This is a genomic window from Pseudomonas sp. PDM18, assembly GCF_014852585.1.
Taxonomy (GTDB): Bacteria; Pseudomonadota; Gammaproteobacteria; order Pseudomonadales; family Pseudomonadaceae; genus Pseudomonas.
The window spans coordinates 81,070-102,546 of record NZ_JACVBX010000004.1; the positions used below are offsets into that span (position 1 = coordinate 81,070).

22 protein-coding genes are annotated in these 21,477 nt (G+C 63.5%); 15 read left to right on the top strand and 7 right to left on the bottom strand.

Annotated features, from left to right (window positions below):
• Positions 1 to 2: 2 nt before the first annotated feature.
• From kdsA to ispD, 4 genes are all read left to right on the top strand, one after another.
• Positions 3 to 848 (top strand): 3-deoxy-8-phosphooctulonate synthase, encoded by an 846-nt coding sequence (gene kdsA, locus IB274_RS10385; protein WP_192431859.1) that lies wholly within the window; start codon positions 3 to 5, stop codon positions 846 to 848.
• Positions 849 to 955: 107 nt separating this feature from the next.
• Entirely contained in the window at positions 956 to 2,245 is a 1,290-nt protein-coding gene (gene eno / locus IB274_RS10390; RefSeq protein WP_192431860.1) for a phosphopyruvate hydratase, read from the top strand.
• 61 nt (positions 2,246 to 2,306) lie between these two features.
• A complete protein-coding gene (gene ftsB / locus IB274_RS10395) occupies positions 2,307 to 2,591 on the top strand; it encodes a cell division protein FtsB (protein WP_017521200.1) in 285 nt (94 codons plus the stop codon).
• Positions 2,588 to 3,286, top strand: a complete 699-nt coding sequence (gene ispD / locus IB274_RS10400) for a 2-C-methyl-D-erythritol 4-phosphate cytidylyltransferase (protein ID WP_192431861.1) — start codon at positions 2,588 to 2,590, stop codon at positions 3,284 to 3,286. Before ftsB ends, ispD begins: the two co-directional genes overlap by 4 nt.
• 195 nt (positions 3,287 to 3,481) lie before the next feature.
• Here ispD and yedF read toward each other — a convergent pair whose 3' ends face one another.
• The 3 genes from yedF to IB274_RS10415 all read right to left on the bottom strand — a co-directional run bounded on the left by yedF (position 3,482) and on the right by IB274_RS10415 (position 5,884).
• Positions 3,482 to 3,730 carry a sulfurtransferase-like selenium metabolism protein YedF gene (gene yedF, locus IB274_RS10405; RefSeq protein WP_081517905.1) on the bottom strand — a complete coding sequence of 83 codons (249 nt, stop codon included), beginning with the start codon at positions 3,728 to 3,730 and terminating at the stop codon, positions 3,482 to 3,484.
• Entirely contained in the window at positions 3,696 to 4,922 is a 1,227-nt protein-coding gene (gene yedE / locus IB274_RS10410; RefSeq protein WP_192431862.1) for a selenium metabolism membrane protein YedE/FdhT, read from the bottom strand. The genes yedF and yedE overlap by 35 nt, the downstream gene beginning before the upstream one ends.
• Before the next feature lie 68 nt (positions 4,923 to 4,990).
• Positions 4,991 to 5,884: a LysR substrate-binding domain-containing protein gene (locus IB274_RS10415; protein WP_192431863.1), complete on the bottom strand. Its 894-nt coding sequence runs from the start codon at positions 5,882 to 5,884 to the stop codon at positions 4,991 to 4,993.
• A gap of 216 nt (positions 5,885 to 6,100) precedes the next feature.
• Here IB274_RS10415 and IB274_RS10420 point away from each other — a divergent pair, with 216 nt between their 5' ends.
• The 8 genes from IB274_RS10420 (at position 6,101) to rpoS (ending at position 13,127) form a co-directional block, all read left to right on the top strand.
• Positions 6,101 to 7,213: an S-(hydroxymethyl)glutathione dehydrogenase/class III alcohol dehydrogenase gene (locus IB274_RS10420; protein WP_192431864.1), complete on the top strand. Its 1,113-nt coding sequence runs from the start codon at positions 6,101 to 6,103 to the stop codon at positions 7,211 to 7,213.
• A gap of 45 nt (positions 7,214 to 7,258) precedes the next feature.
• The gene (gene fghA / locus IB274_RS10425; protein ID WP_192431865.1) at positions 7,259 to 8,110 is read left to right on the top strand and encodes an S-formylglutathione hydrolase; all 852 of its coding nucleotides are present in this window, start codon (positions 7,259 to 7,261) and stop codon (positions 8,108 to 8,110) included.
• A gap of 59 nt (positions 8,111 to 8,169) precedes the next feature.
• The gene (gene ispF, locus IB274_RS10430) at positions 8,170 to 8,643 is read left to right on the top strand and encodes a 2-C-methyl-D-erythritol 2,4-cyclodiphosphate synthase (protein WP_192431866.1); all 474 of its coding nucleotides are present in this window, start codon (positions 8,170 to 8,172) and stop codon (positions 8,641 to 8,643) included.
• Positions 8,640 to 9,698 (top strand): tRNA pseudouridine(13) synthase TruD, encoded by a 1,059-nt coding sequence (gene truD, locus IB274_RS10435; RefSeq protein WP_192431867.1) that lies wholly within the window; start codon positions 8,640 to 8,642, stop codon positions 9,696 to 9,698. Before ispF ends, truD begins: the two co-directional genes overlap by 4 nt.
• Positions 9,686 to 10,444, top strand: a complete 759-nt coding sequence (gene surE / locus IB274_RS10440) for a 5'/3'-nucleotidase SurE (protein WP_192431868.1) — start codon at positions 9,686 to 9,688, stop codon at positions 10,442 to 10,444. The genes truD and surE overlap by 13 nt, the downstream gene beginning before the upstream one ends.
• A gap of 25 nt (positions 10,445 to 10,469) precedes the next feature.
• Positions 10,470 to 11,105 (top strand): protein-L-isoaspartate(D-aspartate) O-methyltransferase, encoded by a 636-nt coding sequence (locus IB274_RS10445; RefSeq protein WP_139791561.1) that lies wholly within the window; start codon positions 10,470 to 10,472, stop codon positions 11,103 to 11,105.
• 73 nt (positions 11,106 to 11,178) lie between these two features.
• Complete coding sequence (locus IB274_RS10450; protein WP_401087222.1) at positions 11,179 to 12,027, top strand: peptidoglycan DD-metalloendopeptidase family protein; 849 nt, start codon at positions 11,179 to 11,181, stop codon at positions 12,025 to 12,027.
• Positions 12,028 to 12,122: 95 nt separating this feature from the next.
• Entirely contained in the window at positions 12,123 to 13,127 is a 1,005-nt protein-coding gene (gene rpoS, locus IB274_RS10455; RefSeq protein ID WP_045210031.1) for an RNA polymerase sigma factor RpoS, read from the top strand.
• Between the two features lie 434 nt (positions 13,128 to 13,561).
• Here the strand turns inward: rpoS and fdxA are convergent, their stop codons facing one another.
• Together fdxA and mutS are read right to left on the bottom strand one after the other, a co-directional pair.
• Positions 13,562 to 13,885, bottom strand: a complete 324-nt coding sequence (fdxA, locus tag IB274_RS10460) for a ferredoxin FdxA (protein ID WP_192431870.1) — start codon at positions 13,883 to 13,885, stop codon at positions 13,562 to 13,564.
• 65 nt (positions 13,886 to 13,950) lie between these two features.
• Positions 13,951 to 16,524 (bottom strand): DNA mismatch repair protein MutS, encoded by a 2,574-nt coding sequence (mutS, locus tag IB274_RS10465; RefSeq protein ID WP_192431871.1) that lies wholly within the window; start codon positions 16,522 to 16,524, stop codon positions 13,951 to 13,953.
• Between the two features lie 82 nt (positions 16,525 to 16,606).
• Between mutS and IB274_RS10470 the strand changes: the two genes are divergently transcribed.
• The 3 genes from IB274_RS10470 to recX all read left to right on the top strand — a co-directional run bounded on the left by IB274_RS10470 (position 16,607) and on the right by recX (position 18,736).
• On the top strand, positions 16,607 to 17,119 hold the full coding sequence (locus IB274_RS10470; protein WP_192431872.1) for a CinA family protein: 513 nt from the start codon (positions 16,607 to 16,609) through the stop codon (positions 17,117 to 17,119).
• 85 nt (positions 17,120 to 17,204) lie between these two features.
• Positions 17,205 to 18,266 carry a recombinase RecA gene (recA, locus tag IB274_RS10475; RefSeq protein ID WP_192431873.1) on the top strand — a complete coding sequence of 354 codons (1,062 nt, stop codon included), beginning with the start codon at positions 17,205 to 17,207 and terminating at the stop codon, positions 18,264 to 18,266.
• Between the two features lie 5 nt (positions 18,267 to 18,271).
• Positions 18,272 to 18,736: a recombination regulator RecX gene (gene recX, locus IB274_RS10480; protein ID WP_192431874.1), complete on the top strand. Its 465-nt coding sequence runs from the start codon at positions 18,272 to 18,274 to the stop codon at positions 18,734 to 18,736.
• Positions 18,737 to 18,797: 61 nt separating this feature from the next.
• On the opposite strand, the gene IB274_RS10485 is transcribed toward recX, so the two are convergent.
• Together IB274_RS10485 and IB274_RS10490 are read right to left on the bottom strand one after the other, a co-directional pair.
• Positions 18,798 to 19,871, bottom strand: a complete 1,074-nt coding sequence (locus tag IB274_RS10485; RefSeq protein ID WP_192431875.1) for a TIGR00730 family Rossman fold protein — start codon at positions 19,869 to 19,871, stop codon at positions 18,798 to 18,800.
• Positions 19,872 to 20,037: 166 nt separating this feature from the next.
• Positions 20,038 to 21,459: an MBL fold metallo-hydrolase RNA specificity domain-containing protein gene (locus IB274_RS10490; protein WP_192431876.1), complete on the bottom strand. Its 1,422-nt coding sequence runs from the start codon at positions 21,457 to 21,459 to the stop codon at positions 20,038 to 20,040.
• Between the last annotated feature and the right edge of the window lie 18 nt (positions 21,460 to 21,477).

The window sequence follows — 21,477 nt, forward strand, 5'->3', positions numbered from 1 at the left end:
GCATGAGCCAGAAGATCATCCGCGTCGGTGATATCCAGATCGGCAATGACCTGCCGTTCGTGCTGTTTGGCGGCATGAACGTGCTTGAGTCGCGTGACCTGGCGATGCAGGTCTGCGAAGAGTACGTGAAGGTCACCGAGAAGCTCGGTATCCCTTACGTGTTCAAGGCCAGCTTCGACAAGGCCAACCGTTCCTCGATCACTTCGTTCCGTGGTCCGGGCATGGAAGAAGGGCTGAAGATATTCGAAGAGATCAAGAAGACCTTCAACGTGCCGGTCATCGCCGACGTGCACGAGCCCTATCAGGCCGCTCCGGTGGCCGAGGTCTGCGACATCATCCAGCTGCCGGCCTTCCTGTCCCGGCAGACCGATCTGGTCGTGGCCATGGCCCAGACCCGCGCGGTGATCAACATCAAGAAAGCCCAGTTTCTCGCGCCGCAGGAGATGAAACACATTCTGCGCAAGTGCGAGGAGGCGGGTAACGACCAGCTGATCCTCTGCGAGCGCGGCTCCTCCTTCGGGTACAACAACCTGGTGGTGGACATGCTCGGCTTCGGCATCATGAAGCAGTTCGAGTACCCGGTGTTCTTCGACGTGACCCATGCCCTGCAGATGCCGGGCGGTCGCGCCGATTCCGCCGGCGGCCGCCGCGCCCAGGTCACCGACCTGGCCAAGGCCGGCATGAGCCAGGGCCTCGCCGGTCTGTTCCTGGAGGCTCATCCGGACCCCGAGAACGCCAAGTGCGACGGTCCGTGCGCCCTGCGCCTGAACAAGCTCGAGCCTTTCCTGTCCCAGCTCAAGCAGCTGGACGACCTGGTCAAGAGTTTCCCCACTATCGAGACTGCCTGAGAATCCGCCCGATGTGCCCCGTAGCGTCAAGCTCGGCGGGGCATCGGGCAGGTTCTGATGTCTCACCAGCCGCCCCGTTTATCTCTATCTTCGGAGTGTTATCAAGAATGGCAAAGATCGTCGACATCAAGGGCCGTGAGGTCCTGGACTCCCGCGGCAACCCGACCGTTGAAGCGGACGTGATCCTGGACAACGGCATCGTCGGCAGCGCTTGCGCCCCGTCCGGTGCATCCACCGGTTCCCGCGAGGCTCTCGAACTGCGCGATGGCGACAAGAGCCGTTACCTGGGCAAGGGCGTGCTGAAGGCCGTGGCCAACATCAATGGCCCGATCCGCGACCTGCTGCTGGGCAAGGACGCGGCTGACCAGAAAGGTCTGGATCACGCGATGATCGATCTCGATGGCACCGAGAACAAAGGCAAGCTGGGCGCCAACGCCATCCTGGCCGTTTCCCTGGCCGCCGCCAAGGCTGCCGCTCAGGCCAAGGGCGTGCCGCTCTACGCGCACATCGCCGACCTGAACGGCACCCCGGGCCAGTACTCCATGCCGGTTCCGATGATGAACATCATCAACGGCGGCGAGCACGCCGATAACAACGTCGACATCCAGGAATTCATGGTTCAGCCGGTTGGCGCCCAGAACTTCGCCGACGCACTGCGCATGGGCGCCGAGATCTTCCATCACCTCAAAGCCGTGCTGAAGGCCCGTGGTCTGAACACTGCCGTGGGTGACGAAGGTGGCTTCGCGCCGAACCTGGCTTCCAACGAAGATGCCTTGGCCGCCATCGCCGAAGCCGTCGCCAACGCCGGATACAAGCTGGGCGACGACGTCACCCTGGCACTGGACTGCGCTTCCTCCGAGTTCTTCAAGGACGGCCAGTACGACCTGGAAGGTGAAGGCAAGGTGTTCAGCGCCGAAGGTTTCGCTGACTACCTGGCCGGCCTGACCCAGCGCTACCCGATCATTTCCATCGAAGACGGCATGGACGAGTCCGACTGGGCTGGCTGGAAAGTCCTGACCGACAAGATCGGCGAGAAGGTACAGCTGGTCGGTGACGACCTGTTCGTGACCAATACCAAGATCCTCAAGCGCGGCATCGACGAGAAGATCGGCAACTCGATCCTGATCAAGTTCAACCAGATCGGCTCGCTGACCGAGACCCTGGAAGCCATCCAGATGGCCAAGGCCGCCGGCTTCACCGCCGTCATCTCGCACCGTTCGGGCGAAACCGAGGACAGCACCATCGCTGACCTGGCTGTCGGCACTGCCGCTGGTCAGATCAAGACCGGTTCCCTCTGCCGCTCCGACCGCGTTTCCAAGTACAACCAGCTGCTGCGCATCGAAGAGCAGCTGGGCGCCAAGGCGCCGTACCGTGGTCGCGCGGAATTCCGCGGCTGATCCTAGTCTGGTACGGTGAAGGGGTGGCAGGAGCCACCCCTTTGCGTATGGAGCTGATGGTTTGAGGTTACGTAGCCCTTACTGGCTGTTCGTCGTGCTAATCTTGGCGCTGGCTGGCTTGCAGTATCGCCTGTGGGTTGGCGATGGCAGCCTGGCGCAGGTGCGCGACCTGCAGAAGCAGATCGCCGACCAGCAGGGCGAGAACGAGCGCCTGCTCGAACGTAACCGCATCCTCGAGGCGGAAGTCGCCGAACTCAAGAAAGGCACCGAGACCGTCGAGGAGCGTGCCCGCCACGAACTCGGCATGGTCAAGGACAAGGAAACCCTCTACCAGCTCGCGCAATGACCACACCCGCCTTCTGGGCCGTGATCCCGGCCGCTGGCATCGGTTCGCGGATGCGCGCCGACCGCCCCAAGCAATACCTCGACCTCGCCGGTCGCAGCATTCTCGAACGCACCCTCGACTGCTTCCTCGGTCATCCCCGGCTGAAGGGCCTTGTGGTGTGCCTGGCTGCAGACGACCCGTGGTGGCCGACCCTGCCGAGCGCTTCCAACGAACTGATCCAGCGTGCCGACGGTGGCCGCGAACGCGCCGATTCCGTGCTCAATGGCCTGCTGCGCCTGACCGAGCTGGGCGCCGCCAGCGACGACTGGGTGCTGGTGCACGATGCCGCCCGGCCGAACCTGGCTCGCGCGGATCTGGATCGCCTGTTGGGCGAGCTGGAGTTCGACGCCGTGGGCGGCCTGCTCGGCGTACCCGCACGGGACACCTTGAAGCGTGTTGGCGCAGACGGGCGCGTGCTGGAAACCGTTGATCGCAGCGTGGTCTGGCAGGCTTATACCCCGCAGATGTTCCGCCTCGGCGCGCTGCATCGTGCGCTCGCCGATGCGCTGGTGGCCGACGCGGCCATTACCGACGAGGCTTCTGCCATGGAGTGGGCGGGCTATGCGCCGCGCATGGTGGAAGGGCGGGTAGACAACATCAAGGTCACCACCCCGGAAGACCTGCAGCGCCTGCAGCGTAACTTCTCCAAGCACTGAAGCCCGCCGGCGCCAATGCTCCAGCATATCCGGTCCCTGTAGGAGCGAGGGGGACGCCATCGTTATTGCTCGCGCCCCCCAGCACCGAACCTGTAGGGCGAATAATCTGGAGCAGATTATCCGCCGGCGTTGTGCGGCGGATAACGCTGGCGCGTTATGCGCCCTACGACTCTGGACCGAACCGTAGGAAGCCAATTACCCCAGCAGCGGCACTTCGATCAGGAAGCGGAACAGCGCACCGTGCTGTTCCACCGCCAAACAGTGGTAGCCATGGCGCTTGGTGTCTTCCGGAATGCCGTGCACCGACTGCGAACAGTCGGTGATCACCTCCAGGAGATCGCCTGGTTTGAGCGTCTCCAGGGTTTCCAGGGTGGCGATGGCGTTGTAGGGGCAGTGTTCGCCGCGCAGATCAAGCGACAGCGTCGGCGTCTTGGTGTCGGGCATCGGACGGTTTCCGTTTACGGGTGAAGCGTTGCGCGTTGAGTTGTACCAGCAGCATGCACAGGGCGAGGCCGGCGAAGGTGAACAGCAAGCCGCCGCCGGGGCCGAACTCCTGCAGCAGGTTGAGCTTGGGATAGGGCAGGGCGAGACTGGTGCCGAGCTGGTCCCAGTACACCGCGACCAGGGTGCCGCCGATCACGTTGCCGACGCCTACCACCCAGAAATGCACTTGACCTTCCATCGAGCGGTACATCCAGCCAGTCTCGCACCCGCCGGCGAGGACGATGCCGATCCCGAACAGTACCCCGCCGATCACCGCGTTCGGGCCCATCCAGAAGATCTTCGGCGGCAGGCCGTTGTGGATCGCCGCGAAAGTGCCGACGCAGGCGGCTGCCATGCCCAGCAGGATGCCCAGTGCAGCCTGGGTCCGACCGGTGGTCCAGAGGTCGCGGGCGGCGCTGGTGAAGCAGATCTGCGCGCGCTCGATCAGGCCGCCGAACAGCAGGCCGAACAGACAGGCCATGCCCAGCACCAGCGAGACTTCGAAGCGCCAGGCGGCGAAGATTGCGGCGAGAGCCAGCACGCCCATGCCCAGGCGCCATTGCAGCTTGGCGCGGCGTGCCAGGGCCTCGGCACTCGGCAGGGCCGCGGCCTTGCCGCCGACTTTCAACGGGATGCGCAGGAAGGGCAGCAGGCTGATCTTCACGCCGAACCAGGCGCCGATCACGGTGGAGAACATGAAGGCCCAGGCGTGCACCGAAAACATCGGGATGCCGGTGAAGAACGCGGCAAGGTTGCAGCCCATCGCCAGACGCGCACCGAAGCCGGCGATGACCCCGCCGATCAGGCCTTGGAGCAGGCGGCGCTTGCTGGTCGGCCAGCGCAGGCTCACGTTGCCGGCCCAGAGTGCGCAGACCAGTGCACCGAGGAACATGCCGATGATCATCACGCCATCGACACGATCCAGCGGCGTGCCTTGCAGGCCGATGATCTTGAAGTAGCTCCATTCCTGGGGCTGCAGGCTGAACCAGGACAGCACGTGGCCGCCCCAGCGGGTGAACTCGCCGGTGACCGCCCAAAAGGTGCCGGTCATGGCGAAGTAATAGGCGGAGATGACTCCGAGGGCAACCAGGGTCGGCAGGGGCGACCAGAAGCGCAGCAGGTAGCGCTCCCGGAAGGAAGAAAGGGCTGACATCGTGTCGTCCTTGATCCGAAGGGTGGGAAGCCGCCCATTCTAGCCAACGCACCTTTCAGGCGCTTGTTTCAGGGCAACGGAGTGGGTTGAAGATGCTGCAGGCCTTCCTTCAGATGATCCACCAACTGCCGCACCTTGGGCGACAGGTGCCGTTGCTGTGGATAAAGCGCCCAGACTCCCGTGTTGGGCGGCTGGTGCGCATCCAGCAGGGACACCAGGCGGCCGCTGCGCAGGTGTTCCAGTACGTAGTAGTCCGGCAGCTGGCAAAGGCCGAAACCGCGCAGTGCCGCATCGAGCACCGCCTGGCCGCTGTTGCAGCGCCAGTTGCCCTGCACCCGGTGCTGGGTTTCGCGGCCGTCCTCAAGGAAGCTCCATTGGTCGCTGCTGCCCACCAGGCAGTTGTGGTGCGCAAGCTCCGCGACGCTCTGTGGTGCGCCGTGGCGAGCCAGATATTCCCGGGTAGCGCAGAGATACATTACGCGCGGCGCCAGACGCGTCGCCACAAGCCGCGAATCGCTCAGGCGGCCGAGGCGGATCGCGAGGTCGAAGCCTTCGTGGAGCAGATCAAGTTGACGGTTGGACAGCTCGATCTCCACCCGTAATTGCGGAAACTGCGCCATGAACTCGTTTACCAGCGGCACCACGAAGCGCTCGCCGTAAGCCACTGCGCAGGTCATACGCAGTAGTCCCTTGGGTTCGGCGGACAGATCGCTGACCGCACGCAGCGCTTCCTCGCGGGCATCCTGCAGGCGCCGGCAGTGCTGCAGGAAGGTCTGCCCAGCTTCGCTAAGCGTCACCTTGCGCGTGCTGCGGTAGAGCAGGCGCGTCTGCAGGCGCTCTTCCAGTCGCGCAACTTGCCGGCTGACGTGGGACGAAGAAACCCCGAGGCGCTCGGCAGCAGCGGTGAATTGGCCTGTTTCGGCGACGGCGACGAATTCGTCCAGTCCTTCCCAGCGGTGCATCTGGATTGTCCCTGTATGGCAATAATGTTTTGATTATTGCCCGATTATTCCCTGAAACGGGGTTTTCTACACTTCCAAGGCTTTGGGGCGTGCTTTTGCCGCGCTGCCCCTAACGCTCCCCGACGTGGCTCAGGCCCGTCCCGGTTTCTCGGCCGCCGCGCCGAACCCGTCCGCCCCAGGCGGGCGTTGTCGTTTCCTTCGTTCAGGAGTTTCCCGATGATCAAGTCCCGTGCCGCCGTCGCCTTCGCCCCCAACAAGCCGTTGGAAATCGTCGAAGTGGATGTGGCTCCGCCGCAGAAGGGCGAAGTTCTGGTGCGCATCGTCGCCACCGGCGTCTGCCATACCGACGCGTACACCCTGTCCGGCCAGGATTCCGAGGGCGTGTTCCCGTGCATTCTGGGCCACGAGGGTGGCGGCATCGTCGAAGCGGTGGGCGAGGGCGTGACCTCGCTGAAAGTGGGCGACCACGTGATCCCGCTGTACACCGCCGAATGCCGCGAGTGCAAATTCTGCAAATCCGGCAAGACCAACCTCTGCCAGGCCGTACGCTCCACCCAGGGCAAGGGCCTGATGCCCGACGGCACCAGCCGCTTCTCCTACAAGGGTGAGCCGATCTTCCACTACATGGGCTGCTCGACTTTTTCCGAGTACACCGTGCTGCCGGAAATCTCCCTGGCGAAGATCCCCGAGGAAGCGCCGCTGGAGAAGGTCTGCCTGCTCGGCTGCGGCGTGACCACCGGCATAGGCGCTGTACTGAACACAGCCAAGGTGGAAGAGGGCGCCACCGTCGCCATCTTCGGCCTGGGCGGCATCGGCTTGGCGGCGATCATCGGCGCGAAGATGGCCAAGGCCTCCCGCATCATCGCGGTGGACATCAACCCGGCGAAGTTCGACATCGCCAAGGAACTGGGTGCCACCGATTTCGTCAATCCGAAGGATCATCAGAAGCCGATTCAGGAAGTCATCGTCGAAATGACGGATGGCGGCGTGGACTATTCCTTCGAGTGTGTGGGCAACGTCCAGTTGATGCGTGCGGCGCTGGAGTGCTGCCACAAGGGCTGGGGCGAATCCACCATCATCGGCGTCGCCGGCGCCGGCCAGGAAATCAGCACCCGTCCGTTCCAGCTGGTCACCGGCCGCGTCTGGCGCGGTTCCGCTTTCGGCGGCGTGAAGGGCCGCACCGAGCTGCCGAGCTACGTGGAGAAGGCGCAGAAGGGCGAAATCCCGCTGGATACCTTCATCACCCACACCATGGGCCTGGAGAGCATCAACGAGGCGTTCGACCTGATGCACGAAGGCAAGAGCATCCGCTCCGTCATCCATTACTGATCGAACCGCCGGGCGCCCTGCGCGCCCGGCCTCACAGGAGGCTCCATGACGGAATCCATCGAACTCATCAGCAGCCAGAAGAGCTTCGGCGGCTGGCACCAGCGCTACCGCCACCGTTCCGCAACCCTCGGCTGTGACATGGTCTTCGCGGTCTACCTGCCGCCCCAGGCCGAGCCCGAGGCGGGCCTACCGGTGCTGTACTGGCTGTCCGGCCTGACCTGCACCGACGAAAACTTCATGCAGAAGGCCGGCGCCCAGCGCATGGCCGCCGAGCTGGGGATTGTCATCGTCGCGCCGGATACCAGCCCGCGAGGGCCGGAAGTGCCGGGCGACCCGGACGGTGCGTGGGACTTCGGGCTCGGCGCCGGCTTCTACGTCAATGCCACCCAGGAGCCCTGGGCGCGCCACTACCGTATGCACGACTACGTGGTGCAGGAGCTGCCGGCGCTGATCGAGGCGAACTTCCCGGTGTCGCAGAAGCGCGGCATCAGTGGCCACTCCATGGGCGGCCATGGCGCGCTGATCTGCGCCCTGCGCAACCCCGGACGCTACCTGTCGTTGTCGGCCTTCGCGCCCATCACACATCCCAGTGATTGCCCGTGGGGGCAGAAGGCCCTGGGCCGCTTCCTCGGTGAAGACACGGCGGCCTGGCGCGAGTGGGATGCCGTCGAACTGCTAGCGAATGCCAGTGAGCGCCTGCCGATCCTGGTGGACCAGGGCGAGCGCGACGACTTCCTCGCCCTGCAGCTCAAGCCTGAAGCCCTGCGCGAAGCGGCTGCTGCCGTTGGCCATCCGCTGGAACTGCGCCTGCAGCCCGGCTATGACCACAGCTATTACTTCATTGCGAGCTTCATCGAAGATCACCTGCGCCACCACGCCGCGGCGCTGTGTGGCTGACACCCTCGGGGCAGTGATCCGGTAGAATCGACGCCCTGACATCTACAGGGCGTTTTTTCATGCGTATCGGACATGGCTACGACGTGCACCGCTTCGCCGAGGGCGACTTCATCACCCTCGGCGGCGTGCGTATTCCCCACAAGTTCGGGCTCATCGCCCACTCTGACGGGGACGTGCTGCTGCACGCGCTCTCCGATGCCCTGCTGGGCGCCTGCGCGTTGGGCGACATCGGCAAGCACTTCCCCGATACCGACCCTCAGTTCAAGGGCGCCGACAGCCGCGCGCTGCTCCGCCACGTGCTGAGCCTGGTGGAGGCCAAGGGGTGGAAGGTGGAGAACGTCGACACCACCATCATCGCCCAGGCGCCGAAGATGGCGCCGCACATCCAGAGCATGCGCGAGACCATCGCCGCCGACCTGAAGGTCGAGCTGGACCAAGTTAACGTCAAGGCCACCACCACCGAGAAACTTGGTTTCACCGGCCGGGAAGAGGGCATTGCGGTTCACGCTGTCGCCCTGCTGGTTCGCACATGACGGAGCTGGAACTGCTGGGCCCGCGCGCCCATGGCGAAGCCTGCGGAAGAGCCGTGCTCAAGGCCGTGGCGGAAGATTTCCAGGTCGACGAAGTGCTGGATATCCCGCTCTCTGGCGACGGCGAACACCTCTGGCTGTGGGTGGAGAAGCGCGGCCTGAACACCGAGGAGGCCGCCCGCCGCCTGGCTCGTGCCGCCGGCGTGCCGGTGAAGATGATCAGCTATGCCGGCCTCAAGGATCGCCAAGCATTGACCCGCCAGTGGTTCAGCCTGCACCTGCCGGGCAAGTCCGATCCGGACCTGGCTGCCGCCGAGGACGATAGCCTGCGCATCCTCGAACGCAATCGCCATCGGCGCAAACTGCAACGCGGCGCGCATTCGGCCAACGGCTTCACCCTGCGCCTGACCGAGCTGCAGGCGGATCGCGAGCAGCTAGAAGCACGTCTGAAGGCCATCCTCGCCCAGGGTGTGCCGAACTACTTCGGTACCCAGCGTTTCGGCCATGGCGGCGGAAACGTCTTCGACGCCCGCGGCTTCGCCGAGCGCGGCAAGCTGCCGGAGCATCGCAACATGCGCTCGCGGATGCTTTCGGCGGCGCGCAGTTACGTCTTCAATCAGGTGCTGGCCCGCCGTGTGGCGGGGGGCACCTGGAACCAGGCGCTGGTCGGCGACCTGTTGGCGTTCACCGACAGCCGCAGCTTCTTCCCCGCTGGCGAAGCGGAATGCTCCGACCCGCGCCTCGCCGTACTCGACCTGCACCCCACCGGCCCGATGTGGGGTGAGGGCGATTCACCGGCGACGAACCAGCCCGGAGAGATCGAGCGCAGCGTGCAGCAAGCCGAGATGGCGCTTTGCCAGTGGCTTGCCGGTGCGGACATGGCGCACGAACGGCGCATTCTGCGCCTCCCCATCCCGGGGCTTACATGGCATTATCCCGCCCCTGACATTCTGCAACTGGAATTCGTCCTGCCGGCAGGCTGCTTCGCCACCGTGGTAGTGCGCGAGCTGATCGACCTCGTGCCGGCAGGGCAGACGGAAAGCCCATGCGCATATTGATTGCCAACGACGACGGGGTCACTGCACCCGGTATCGCCGCGCTTCACGACGCGCTGTCCGATTATGCGGACTGCATCGTGATCGCCCCGGAAGCCGATCGTAGCGGAGCGAGTAGTTCGCTGACGCTGGATCGGCCGCTGCATCCCCATCGCCTGGGCAATGGTTTCATCAGCCTCAACGGCACCCCGACCGACTGCGTGCACCTGGGCCTCAACGGCCTGCTCGAAGAAGTGCCGGAGATGGTCGTCTCGGGCATCAACCTCGGCGCCAACCTGGGCGACGACGTGCTCTATTCGGGTACCGTGGCAGCGGCCTTGGAAGGGCGCTTCCTTTCCCGCCCGGCCTTCGCCTTCTCGCTGTGCTCGCGCCTGACGGACAACCTGCCGGCCGCCATGCACTTCGCCCGCCTGCTGGTGGAGTCCCACGAGAAGCTCGAGCTGCCGCCGCGCACCGTGCTCAACGTGAATATTCCCAATCTGCCGCTGGAGCGCATCAAGGGCGTCCAGCTGACTCGCCTGGGCCATCGCGCCCGCGCCAAGCCGCCGGTCAAGGTGGTCAATCCGCGCGGCAAGGAAGGCTATTGGATCGCCGCTGCCGGAGATGCCGAGGATGGTGGCGAGGGCACCGATTTCCACGCCGTCATGCAGGGTTACGTATCGATCACGCCGCTGCAGATGGACCGGACCTACCGGGAGGCGTTCAATGTCCTTGGCGACTGGCTCGGAGGGCTCGACCATGGCCAATGAATTGTCGCGTCGCGGCGGGATCGGCATGACCTCCCAGCGCACCCGCGAGCGTCTGATCCAGCGTCTGTACGAAGAGGGCCTGTCCAACGCCCGCGTGCTGGAAGTGATCCGTCGTACGCCGCGCCACCTGTTCGTCGACGAGGCGCTGTCGCACCGCGCCTACGAAGACACCGCTCTGCCCATCGGACACAACCAGACCATCTCGCAGCCCTTCATGGTGGCGCGGATGACCGAACTGCTGCTGGCGGCGGGCCCGCTGGACAAGGTGCTGGAGATCGGCACCGGCTCTGGCTACCAGACCGCCGTGCTGTCGCAGCTGGTGGAGCGGGTGTTCTCCGTCGAGCGCATCCAGGCCCTGCAGGATCGAGCCAAGGAGCGACTTGCGGAGCTAAACCTGAGAAATGTTGTCTTTCGTTGGGGCGATGGCTGGGAAGGCTGGCCCGCCCTTGCGCCTTACAACGGCATCATCGTTACCGCCGCTGCGGCCGAAGTTCCGCAGGCATTGCTGGACCAACTGGCGCCCGGGGGGCGGCTGGTGATTCCGGTCGGCGGCGGTGAGGTGCAGCAACTGATGCTGATCGTCCGCACCGAGGACGGCTTCCAGCGCCAGGTGCTGGATTCCGTACGCTTCGTCCCGCTGCTCAACGGTCCGCTAGGCTGAGAGCAAGCCGGTCAAGGCTGCGGTAACTGCCGGCCAGTGAGGCTGGACGTCAATTCATGGATAAGGGGGATGGGTGAGCTTGACAGCGACCCTGTATCAACGGAACTGGATCAAGGGCCTGGGCCACTCTGTGGTGGCCATTGCCGTCTGCTCTCTGCTGGCGGCCTGTTCTTCAACCTCGCGCAGCACCGCGACCGTGGTGGATCGCAACGCCCAGCAGAAGCCGGCTGTCACCAGCGGGCAGTACCTGGTGCGTCGCGGTGACACGCTCTATTCCATCGCCTTCCGCTACGGTTGGGACTGGAAAGCCCTGGCCGCGCGCAACAACATCTCAGCGCCGTACACCATTCGCCCTGGCCAAACCATCCGATTCGATGGTGGCTCTTCAGCAGCGCCGTCTGTCGCGAAAAATACGACGCCTGTCGCGCCGGTAGTTGTCAACAAACCGACATCTACTCCAGCGACCGCCAGCAAACCGACCACTCCTGCCGTCACCACTCCCGCGCAGCCGCCCGCCAGCGGCGGAACTCCGGCGGTCGCAGGGGGCGCTCCGGGGGGCTGGATATGGCCAACCAATGGCACTCTTATTGGGCGTTTTGCATCAAACGGCAGTTTGAATAAAGGGATTGATATAGGCGGGCAATTGGGCCAGCCTGTCCTGGCTGCGTCTAATGGCACGGTTGTGTATGCCGGTAGTGGTTTGCGGGGCTACGGCGAACTCGTGATCATCAAGCACAGCGATACCTACGTAAGCGCCTACGGTCACAACCGCAGGTTGCTGGTGCGGGAAGGGCAACAGGTCAAAGTCGGGCAGAACATTGCCGAGATGGGCTCCACAGGGACCGACCGGGTGAAGCTGCACTTCGAGATTCGCCGCCAGGGTAAACCTGTAGATCCGCTGCAATACCTGCCAAGTCGTTGACGGTAGCTGTTCCCCTGCGTGGGTGAGCGGGCCTAGGTGTCCTAAGGATAAGGAAACACATGGGCTTGTTGTCGAACTCAGCAAGGGATAACGACATGGCACTTAAAAAAGAAGGGCCGGAGTTTGACGTCGATGATGAAGTGCTCCTGCTGGAGCCTGGCATCATCCTCGAAGAGTCATTTGCCGAAGAGCAGGTATCGCTTCGAGTCACTCCTAAAGCCACCTCACTCTCGTCTCTCAAACAACACAAGCACATCGACTACAGCCGCGCGCTCGACGCGACCCAGCTGTATCTGAATGAAATCGGTTTCTCGCCGCTCCTGACTCCAGAAGAGGAAGTCCATTTTGCGCGTCTCGCGCAGAAGGGCGACCCGGCCGGTCGGCGGCGAATGATCGAAAGCAACCTGCGCCTGGTGGTGAAGATCGCGCGACGTTACGTCAACCGCGGCCTTTCCCTGCTCGACCTGATCGAAGAGGGCAACCTCGGGCTGATCCGCGCGGTGGAGAAATTCGACCCCGAACGTGGCTTCCGCTTCTCCACCTATGCAACCTGGTGGATTCGTCAGACCATCGAACGGGCCATCATGAATCAGACCCGCACCATTCGTTTACCGATCCATGTGGTGAAGGAGCTCAATGTCTACCTGCGGGCAGCTCGCGAGCTGACCCACAAGTTGGACCACGAGCCGTCGCCCGAGGAAATCGCCAACCTGCTCGAGAAGCCGGTGGAAGAGGTCAAGCGGATGCTTGGTCTGAACGAGCGAGTCACTTCGGTGGATGTTTCCCTCGGCCCGGATTCGGACAAGACCCTGCTCGATACCCTGACCGACGACCGTCCCACTGATCCCTGCGAACTGCTGCAGGACGACGACCTCAGCGAGAGCATCGATCTTTGGCTGTCGGAGTTGACCGACAAGCAGCGTGAGGTGGTGATTCGCCGCTTCGGCTTGCGCGGCCATGAAAGCAGCACCCTGGAGGAAGTCGGCCAGGAAATCGGCCTGACCCGCGAGCGGGTTCGGCAAATCCAGGTCGAGGCCCTCAAGCGTCTGCGCGAGATTCTCGAGAAGAACGGCCTGTCGAGCGACGCACTGTTCCAGTAGCGTTCAGGCCGACAACGAAGAAGCCCGGATGATTCCGGGCTTTTTTATGCGTCGGGATGTAAGCATTCACTTACATAGTGTGTGAGCGTTCAGCTTGAAGTGCCGCGAGCTTTGACGTCGACTATTCGTATCTTATTGTTTTATAGGTATTTTATTTAAAGTCCGGAGTGCCAGAAGTGGCGACTGTGCGGAAGTGTCCCAGTTGCCGCGTTCAGGCAGGCGGGTAATATCACTCCTGCGTACACGGAAAGGCGCAGGCCGGTAAGGATGTCGGTCAGGACCCACCGCAGGATGCGGTTCATCAGGATGATGAAGAAGGGAAGAAAGAGTGGGCGGGTTATCCCGCCCCTTTTTTTGCCCGCAGAAAAGTGAAGCTCCAGATGCAGAAAGGCCCGCACTCGGCGGGCCTTTTCTGTTTTTGGTGGAGCCCCGGATCAGCGCTCCAGGTACTGCAGCTTGTTCGGCTTGCCGTCCCACTCTTCAGCGTCCGGCAGGGAATCCTTCTTCTCGGTGATATTCGGCCAGACATCGGCCAGATCCTTGTTCAGCTCGATGAACTCCTGCATGCCATCCGGGACTTCGTCCTCGGAGAAGATCGCCTGTGCCGGGCACTCCGGTTCGCACAGGGCGCAGTCGATGCACTCATCTGGGTGGATGACCAGGAAGTTCGGGCCTTCGTAGAAGCAGTCCACCGGGCATACTTCCACGCAGTCGGTGTATTTGCACTTGATGCAGTTGTCGATGACGACGAAGGTCATTTCTAATTTTCTCCTCAGGCGGGCGGCTAAGCGCGCGCGATTCTAGCAGCTTGTCCAGTAGTCCGTCAGACCCGCATCTTCCATGCATATAACAATTCGAGAGCTTGACGCGGAGTCAGGTCATCGGGGCTGAGACGCATCAGCTCTTCGACGATCGGGTGCGGCAGGCTGGCGAACAGGTCGCTTTGCAGTGGCGCTGGGCTTTTCGGGTCGGTAGAACGTGGTGCTTCATGCGGCAGGCTGGTGGTTTCCAGGCGCGATAAATGCTCGCGGGCGCGCTGAATGACCGCACCCGGCACGCCAGCCAATTGCGCAACCGCAAGGCCGTAACTCTGGCTGGCCGGACCGGGCAGTACGTGGTGCAGGAACACGATGCGTTCGTTGTGCTCGGTGGCATTCAAGTGAACGTTGGCTACCGCCGGTTCGCTTTCGGGCAGCACGGTCAGCTCGAAATAGTGCGTTGCGAACAGGGTAAAGGCGCGCAGTTTGGCGAGGTGTTCGGCTGCAGACCAGGCCAGCGACAGCCCGTCGAAGGTGCTGGTGCCGCGGCCCACTTCGTCCATCAGTACCAGGCTGCGGTCGCTGGCGTTGTGCAGGATGTTGGCGGTTTCGCTCATCTCCACCATGAAGGTGGAGCGGCCTCCGGCGAGGTCGTCGGAAGAGCCGATTCGGGTAAATATGCGGTCCACCAGGGACAGCTCACAGCGCGCGGCCGGTACGAAACTGCCGATATGTGCTAGCAGCACGATCAGCGCTGTTTGCCGCATATAGGTAGATTTACCGCCCATGTTCGGGCCGGTAATCACTAGCATGCGGGTGTCTTCGTCGAGGTTCAGGTCGTTGGCGACGAAGGGCGTATCCAGCACTTGCTCGACCACCGGGTGACGGCCTTGCTCGATGAGGATGCCGGACTCTTCGACGAAACGCGGGCGGTTCAGGTCGAGGTTCAGTGCACGCTCGGCGAGGTTGGACAGCACGTCCAGTTCGGCCAGGGCGGCAGCGGTGTCCTGCAGTGGCGCCAGTTGGCCGATCAGCAATTCCAGCAGTTCTTCGTAGAGCTGCTTCTCGCGGGCCAGGGCACGGCTCTGGGCCGACAGCGCCTTGTCTTCGAAAGCCTTCAGTTCCGGCGTGATGAAGCGCTCGGCGCCTTTCAGGGTCTGGCGGCGGATGTAGTCGGCCGGGGCTTGTTCGGCCTGCACGCGAGGTAGTTCGATGTAGTAGCCGTGGATGCGGTTGTAGCCGACCTTCAGGTTTGGCAGACCTGTGCGGGCCTTCTCGCGAGTTTCCAAGTCCATCAGGTACTGCCCGGCGTTCTCGCTGAGCATCTGCAGCTCGTCCAACTCGGCGTCGTAGCCCCGGGCAATGACACCGCCGTCGCGGATCACGGCTGGCGGGTTCTCGATCACCGCGCGGGCCAGCAGGTCGGCCAGTTCCGGGTAAGTGCGGATGCTGACGGCCAGTTCGCCCAGGTGTGGGGCCTCCAGCTCGGTCATGCCTTTCTGTAGTTCCGGAAGGGCCGCGAGGGCGTCGCGCAGGCGAGCGAGATCGCGCGGGCGGGCATTGCGTAGGCCGATTCGGGCAAGAATTCGTTCGACGTCACCGATTTCCTTCAGCTGCGGCTGGAGGATTTCGAAACGATAGCGATCCAGCACGCAGGCAATGGATTCCTGGCGGGCTTCGAGGACGGCGCGGTCACGCAGCGGGCGGTTCAGCCAGCGGGTCAACAGGCGACTGCCCATCGCGGTCTGGCAGCGGTCGACGACCGACTGCAGCGTGTTGTCACGGCCGCCGGCGAGGTTGGTGTCCAGCTCCAGGTTGCGACGGCTGGCGCCATCGAGGATCACCGTGTCGTCGATGCGTTCGTGACGCAGGCTGCGCAGGTGCGGCAAGGCAGTGCGCTGGGTTTCCTTGGCGTAAGTCAGCAGGCAGCCCGCGGCGCCGATGGCCAGGGTCAGTTCCTGGCAGCCGAAGCCTTTGAGGTCCTGCACGCCGAACTGCTGGCACAGGCCCTTCTTTGCCGAGTCACGATCGAAGTCCCAGGGTGCTCGGCGGTGCGCGCCACGGCGCTTCTCTGCCGGCAGGCCCTGGGGCCAGTCGTCGGGGATCAGTAGCTCAGCGGGGTTCAGGCGCTCCAGTTCGGCCAGAAGGGTTTCCCAGCCTTTTATTTCCTGGACGTTGAAGCGGCCACTGGTGATGTCCAGCACGGCCAGGCCGAACAGTCGCTCGTCGCCCAGCACGGCGGCGATCAGGTTGTCGCGGCGCTCGTCGAGCAGTGCTTCGTCGCTGACGGTACCGGGGGTCAGGATGCGTACGACCTGACGTTCAACCGGTCCCTTGCTGGTGGCTGGATCGCCGATCTGTTCGCAAATCACCACCGATTCGCCGAGCTTCACCAGCTTGGCCAGGTAGCCTTCGGCGGAGTGGAAGGGAATGCCGGCCATGGGAATGGAGTTGCCGGCGGACTGGCCACGTGCGGTCAGTGTGATGTCCAGCAGTTTGGCGGCCTTTTGGGCGTCCTCGTAGAACAGCTCGTAGAAGTCGCCCATGCGATAGAACATCAGCTGATCTGGGTGCTGGTTCTTCAGTCGCCAGTACTGTTGCATCATCGGTGTGTGGGCGGAGAGGTCGCTCTGACTCATGGCTTCTGGCTGTCCGGCTTCAACATGCAAAAGCGCCTAGTGTACGGTATCCGCTTGGTCTTCTTTAACCCCGGAGCGCACTGTGCCCGTCACCGATTCCTTCATTACCGATCTTTCTGCCCAACTGGGGGTACGGCTCGCCGCCAAGAGGCTGCGCGTCACTACCGCGGAATCCTGCACCGGGGGCGGCATCGCCGAGGCGATCACGCGTATCTCCGGAAGCTCCGCCTGGTTCGAGGCGGGCTACGTCACCTATTCCAACAGTCAGAAGACCCGTCAGTTGGATGTGCCTGCCGAACTGTTCCCGCAAGTCGGCGCGGTGAGTCGTGAAGTGGTAGAAGCGATGGTCGCGGGGGCCTTGCCGCGTAGCGGGGCAGATATTGCCGTAGCGGTCAGCGGTATTGCCGGGCCGGATGGCGGTTCTGCCGAGAAGCCGGTGGGCACCGTCTGGCTGGCTTGGAGGAAAGGCGAACAGGTGTTCAGCGAACGCCGTCTGTATGCCGGTGATCGGGAAGCTGTGCGCCGGCAGACCGTGGCGACCGCTCTGGAAGGGCTGTTGCGACTGGCGGACGGCGAAAATCCGATTCAGGGGTAGGCGAGCGGCTTGCCCTGTGGAATAATACTGGCTACTTATACAGTTGTTCGTGGCCGCCCGGCCGCCTGACTTCGCGAGGACTTCAATGGACGACAACAAGAAGCGCGCCCTGGCCGCGGCCCTGGGACAGATCGAACGCCAATTCGGCAAAGGCGCGGTCATGCGCATGGGCGACCATGAGCGCCAGGCAATCCCCGCCATCTCCACCGGCTCGCTGGGCCTGGACATCGCGCTGGGCATTGGTGGTCTGCCCCGCGGCCGTATCGTCGAGATCTACGGCCCGGAATCCTCGGGCAAGACTACGCTGACTCTCTCGGTCATCGCCCAGGCGCAGAAAATCGGCGCCACCTGCGCCTTCGTCGACGCCGAACACGCTCTGGACCCGGACTACGCCGGCAAGCTGGGCGTCAATGTCGACGACCTGTTGGTTTCCCAGCCGGACACCGGCGAGCAGGCCCTGGAAATCACCGACATGCTGGTGCGTTCCAACGCCGTTGACGTGATCATCGTCGACTCCGTGGCCGCCCTGGTACCGAAAGCCGAAATCGAAGGTGAGATGGGCGATCAGCACGTCGGCCTGCAGGCCCGCCTTATGTCCCAGGCGCTGCGTAAGATCACAGGCAACATCAAGAACGCCAACTGCCTGGTCATCTTCATCAACCAGATCCGCATGAAGATCGGCGTGATGTTCGGCAACCCGGAAACCACCACCGGTGGTAACGCGCTGAAGTTCTACTCTTCCGTCCGTCTCGACATCCGCCGTACCGGTGCGGTGAAGGAAGGCGACGAGGTGGTCGGCAGCGAAACCCGCGTCAAGGTCGTGAAGAACAAGGTTGCTCCGCCGTTCCGTCAGGCCGAGTTCCAGATCATGTATGGCCGCGGCATCTACCGCACCGGCGAGATCATCGACCTGGGCGTACAGTTGGGCCTGATCGAGAAGTCCGGCGCCTGGTACAGCTATCAGGGCAGCAAGATCGGCCAGGGCAAGGCGAACGCTGCCAAGTTCCTGGAAGAAAACGCCGAGGTCTGCACCACCCTGGACAAAGCTATCCGTGATCAGTTGCTGTCCAAGCAGACTCCGCCGACCAAGGCCGAGCTCGCTGCGGCCGAAGCCGAAGCCGAAGCGGAAGCTGAAGCCGACTACTGATAGCGATGGCCGTGGAGCTCGATAACCCCGTCGCGGTGCGGCGGGTCGCCATGGACCTGCTGGCCAGACGCGAGCACGGCCGGGCGGAGCTCTCGCGTAAGCTGCGGCAACGCGGCGCAGCGCAGGACCTGATCGACCCCGCCCTCGAACGTCTGGCCGAGGAGGGGTTGCTCAATGAAAGCCGCTACCTGGAAAGCTACATCGCCAGCCGTGCGCGGGCCGGATACGGTCCGGTGAAGATTCGCGAGGAGCTGTCGCAGCGAGGTTTGCCCCGTGGCGAGATCGACGGTGCGTTGAGCGAGTCGGATGTCGACTGGAACGAGAACCTGCGTGAGGTCTGGCGCCGCAAGTTCACCCGGCTGCCGCAGGACGCCCGCGAGCGAGCCCAGCAGGGCAGGTTCCTGAGCTATCGGGGCTACTCGATGGAGGCCATCAGCCGGCTTCTGAGCGGTCGACGATCAGATGATTGAACGAAAAAGGCACCCACCGGGTGCCTTTTTTGTTTTCTTGCTCTGGAAGTTGCCCAGGAAATCAGCGCTCCCAGTTCTCCGGCTGGTTGATGAAGTTCAGCAGTTCCCTCAGGCGCCCCTGATCACGGCCGTTGAAGGCGAAGGCCAGGCGGGTCAGGTGGGAGAACTCCGGCTCGTCCAGTTCCGATTCGCTGTAGGGCTGTTGGTGGAAACCGTCGGTGACGCACAGGTTGCCGAACTCGCGCTCCAGCAACTGCAATGCGCGCACGCTCAGCGGGTGGTTCAGGCGGATCACGAAGCGATCCTTGAGCCAGCGGCTGGAGTGGAAGTTGCTGTAGAACTGGGCGATTTCCTCGGCGGCTTCCTCGGCGGTGTGTACCAGTTTCATCAGGTTCATGTCGCTGGGCAGGATGTAGCCGTTGTCTTCAAGCTGTTCCTTGATGAATTCCAGGGCGTGATCCCAGTAGTGCCCGCCAGGTTGGTCGAACAGGACCACCGGTACCAGCGGGCTCTTGCCGGTCTGGATCAGGGTCAGCACCTCCAGCGCTTCATCCAGGGTGCCGAAGCCACCGGGGCAGAGCACCAGGGCGTCGGCTTCCTTGACGAAGAACAGCTTGCGCAGGAAGAAGAAGTGGAACGACAGCAGGTTGCTGGTGCCGTCCACGGTGCGGTTGGCGTGCTGCTCGAAGGGCAGGGTGATATTGAAGCCAAGGCTGTTTTCCAGCCCGGCGCCTTCGTGGGCTGCGGCCATGATTCCGCCGCCAGCCCCGGTGATGACCATCAGGTCGTAGCGAGCCAGGGTTTCGCCCAGTTCGCGGGCCAGGGCGTAGACGGGGTGGTCGGCCGGTGTACGGGCCGAGCCGAACACCGTGACTTTGCGGCGACGCTTGAACTGCTCCAGGGTGCTGAAGGCGTGCTCCATCTCGCGCAGGGTCTGCAGCATGATCTTGGCGTCCCAGCGGTTACGGTCGGCCTGGGCCATGCGGGCTACGGTGGTGAGCATCTCGCGATACAGCGGCAGGTTCTGGCTGTTCCCGGGGGCGGCCAGTTCTGCCAGTTCCTCGATCTTTTGTGCGAGGTCGGTGCCGCTGGTCTGGAAGTGTCTGGAGAGGTAGTCGTCGGGCTCATAGGGCATGTTGATACTCCTTGTTCATCAACCCCTGATCGCCTGTCCATGGGCGGCGCCGGCCACGTAGGGTGGCTCTGGCAGTCGCGCATTGGCGCTTCGCCGCACGCACAGGGTTCAGCAGGAGGCCTGCCCAGTCTGGCACGCGGGTGTGACAGTCGGTGAGGCCCCGATTTCAGATGGCGATCCGGTCTCCGGGCTCCGGAATGTTGGCCGTCCAGTTCAGGCGATCCTGGAGTGCACCCTTGAGTACATCCATCTTTTCCCGCTCGCCATGTATCAGGTATAGCTCGGGTTTGTTCTCGAAGTGGCCAACCCACTGAATTAATTGTGATTGTCCCGCGTGAGCGGAGAACCCGCCGAGGGTATGGATCTGTGCTTTCACGCTGATGCGCTGGCGCAGGATGCGTACCGTCTCTGCGCCATCGACGATGGCGCGGCCCAAGGTGCCCTTGGCCTGGAAGCCGGGGAAGACGATGTGGCACTCCTCGCGCCAGAGGTTGTGCTTGAGGTGATGGACGATGCGCCCGCCGGTACACATACCGCTGCCGGCGATGATGATGGCGCCGCTCTTGATGCGGTTCAGCGCCATGGATTCGTCGGCGCTCTGGGTCGTCTTGAGGATCGGCAGCCACTCGCCGACCTTGGCCGTTCCGGTGCCGCGCATGTACTCGCGGTCGACGTCCGCAATTTCGCCGATGTGCTGCAGGTAGATGCTGTTGGCGCGGGCGGCCATGGGACTGTCGAGGTAGACGACCTGCTGCGGCAGGCGGCCTTCCTGGTAGAAGCGGCCAAGGTAGTAGATCAGGTCTTGGGTGCGGCCTACGGCGAAGGAGGGGATCAGCACGTTGCCGCCTTCGTTCTGCGCGCGCTGCAGGATGCCGGCCAGCTCCAGCAGGGTTTCGTTGGCGTCTCGGTGGTCACGGTCACCGTAGGTGGATTCCAGCAGCACCACGTCGGCACGATTCAGCGGCGTCGGTGTGCGCATCAGTGGTGAGCAGGTGCTGCCCAGGTCGCCGGAGAAGACCAGTCGGCGGGTGGAACCGAATTCGTGGATTTCAAGTTCGACGATGGCCGAGCCAAGGATATGCCCGGCGTTGTGGAAGGTCACGCGAATGCCTCGCGCCACGTCCACGGTGCTGCCATAGCTGACGCGGCGACGCTGGTTCAGGGCGCGGGAGGCGTCCTCGATGGTGTACAGCGGTTTGACCGGAGGCTTACCCAGGCGCGCGCGCCACTTGTTCTCCCACTCGGCGTCCTTCTCCTGAAGGTGCGCCGAGTCCATCAGCATCAGCTCCAGCAGGTCGCAGCAGGATTCGGTGGCGTAGATCGGTCCCTTGTAGCCTTCCTTCGCCAGGCGCGGCAGCAGGCCGCTGTGATCCAGGTGGGCGTGGGACAGGACCACAGCATCGAGTTCTTTCGGGTCAAAGGGGAAGGGCGTGCGGTTGGTCGCCTCGTTTTCGCGGGTGCCCTTGTTGCCGCCGCGCCCTTGGCGCATCCCGCATTCGAGCAGCACGCGGACGCCGTCGCGGGTTTCCAGGAGGTAGCAGGAACCGGTGACTTCCTGGATCGCGCCGATGAAAGTGAGAAGCGCCATGTCGTCTCCTTGTGGGAA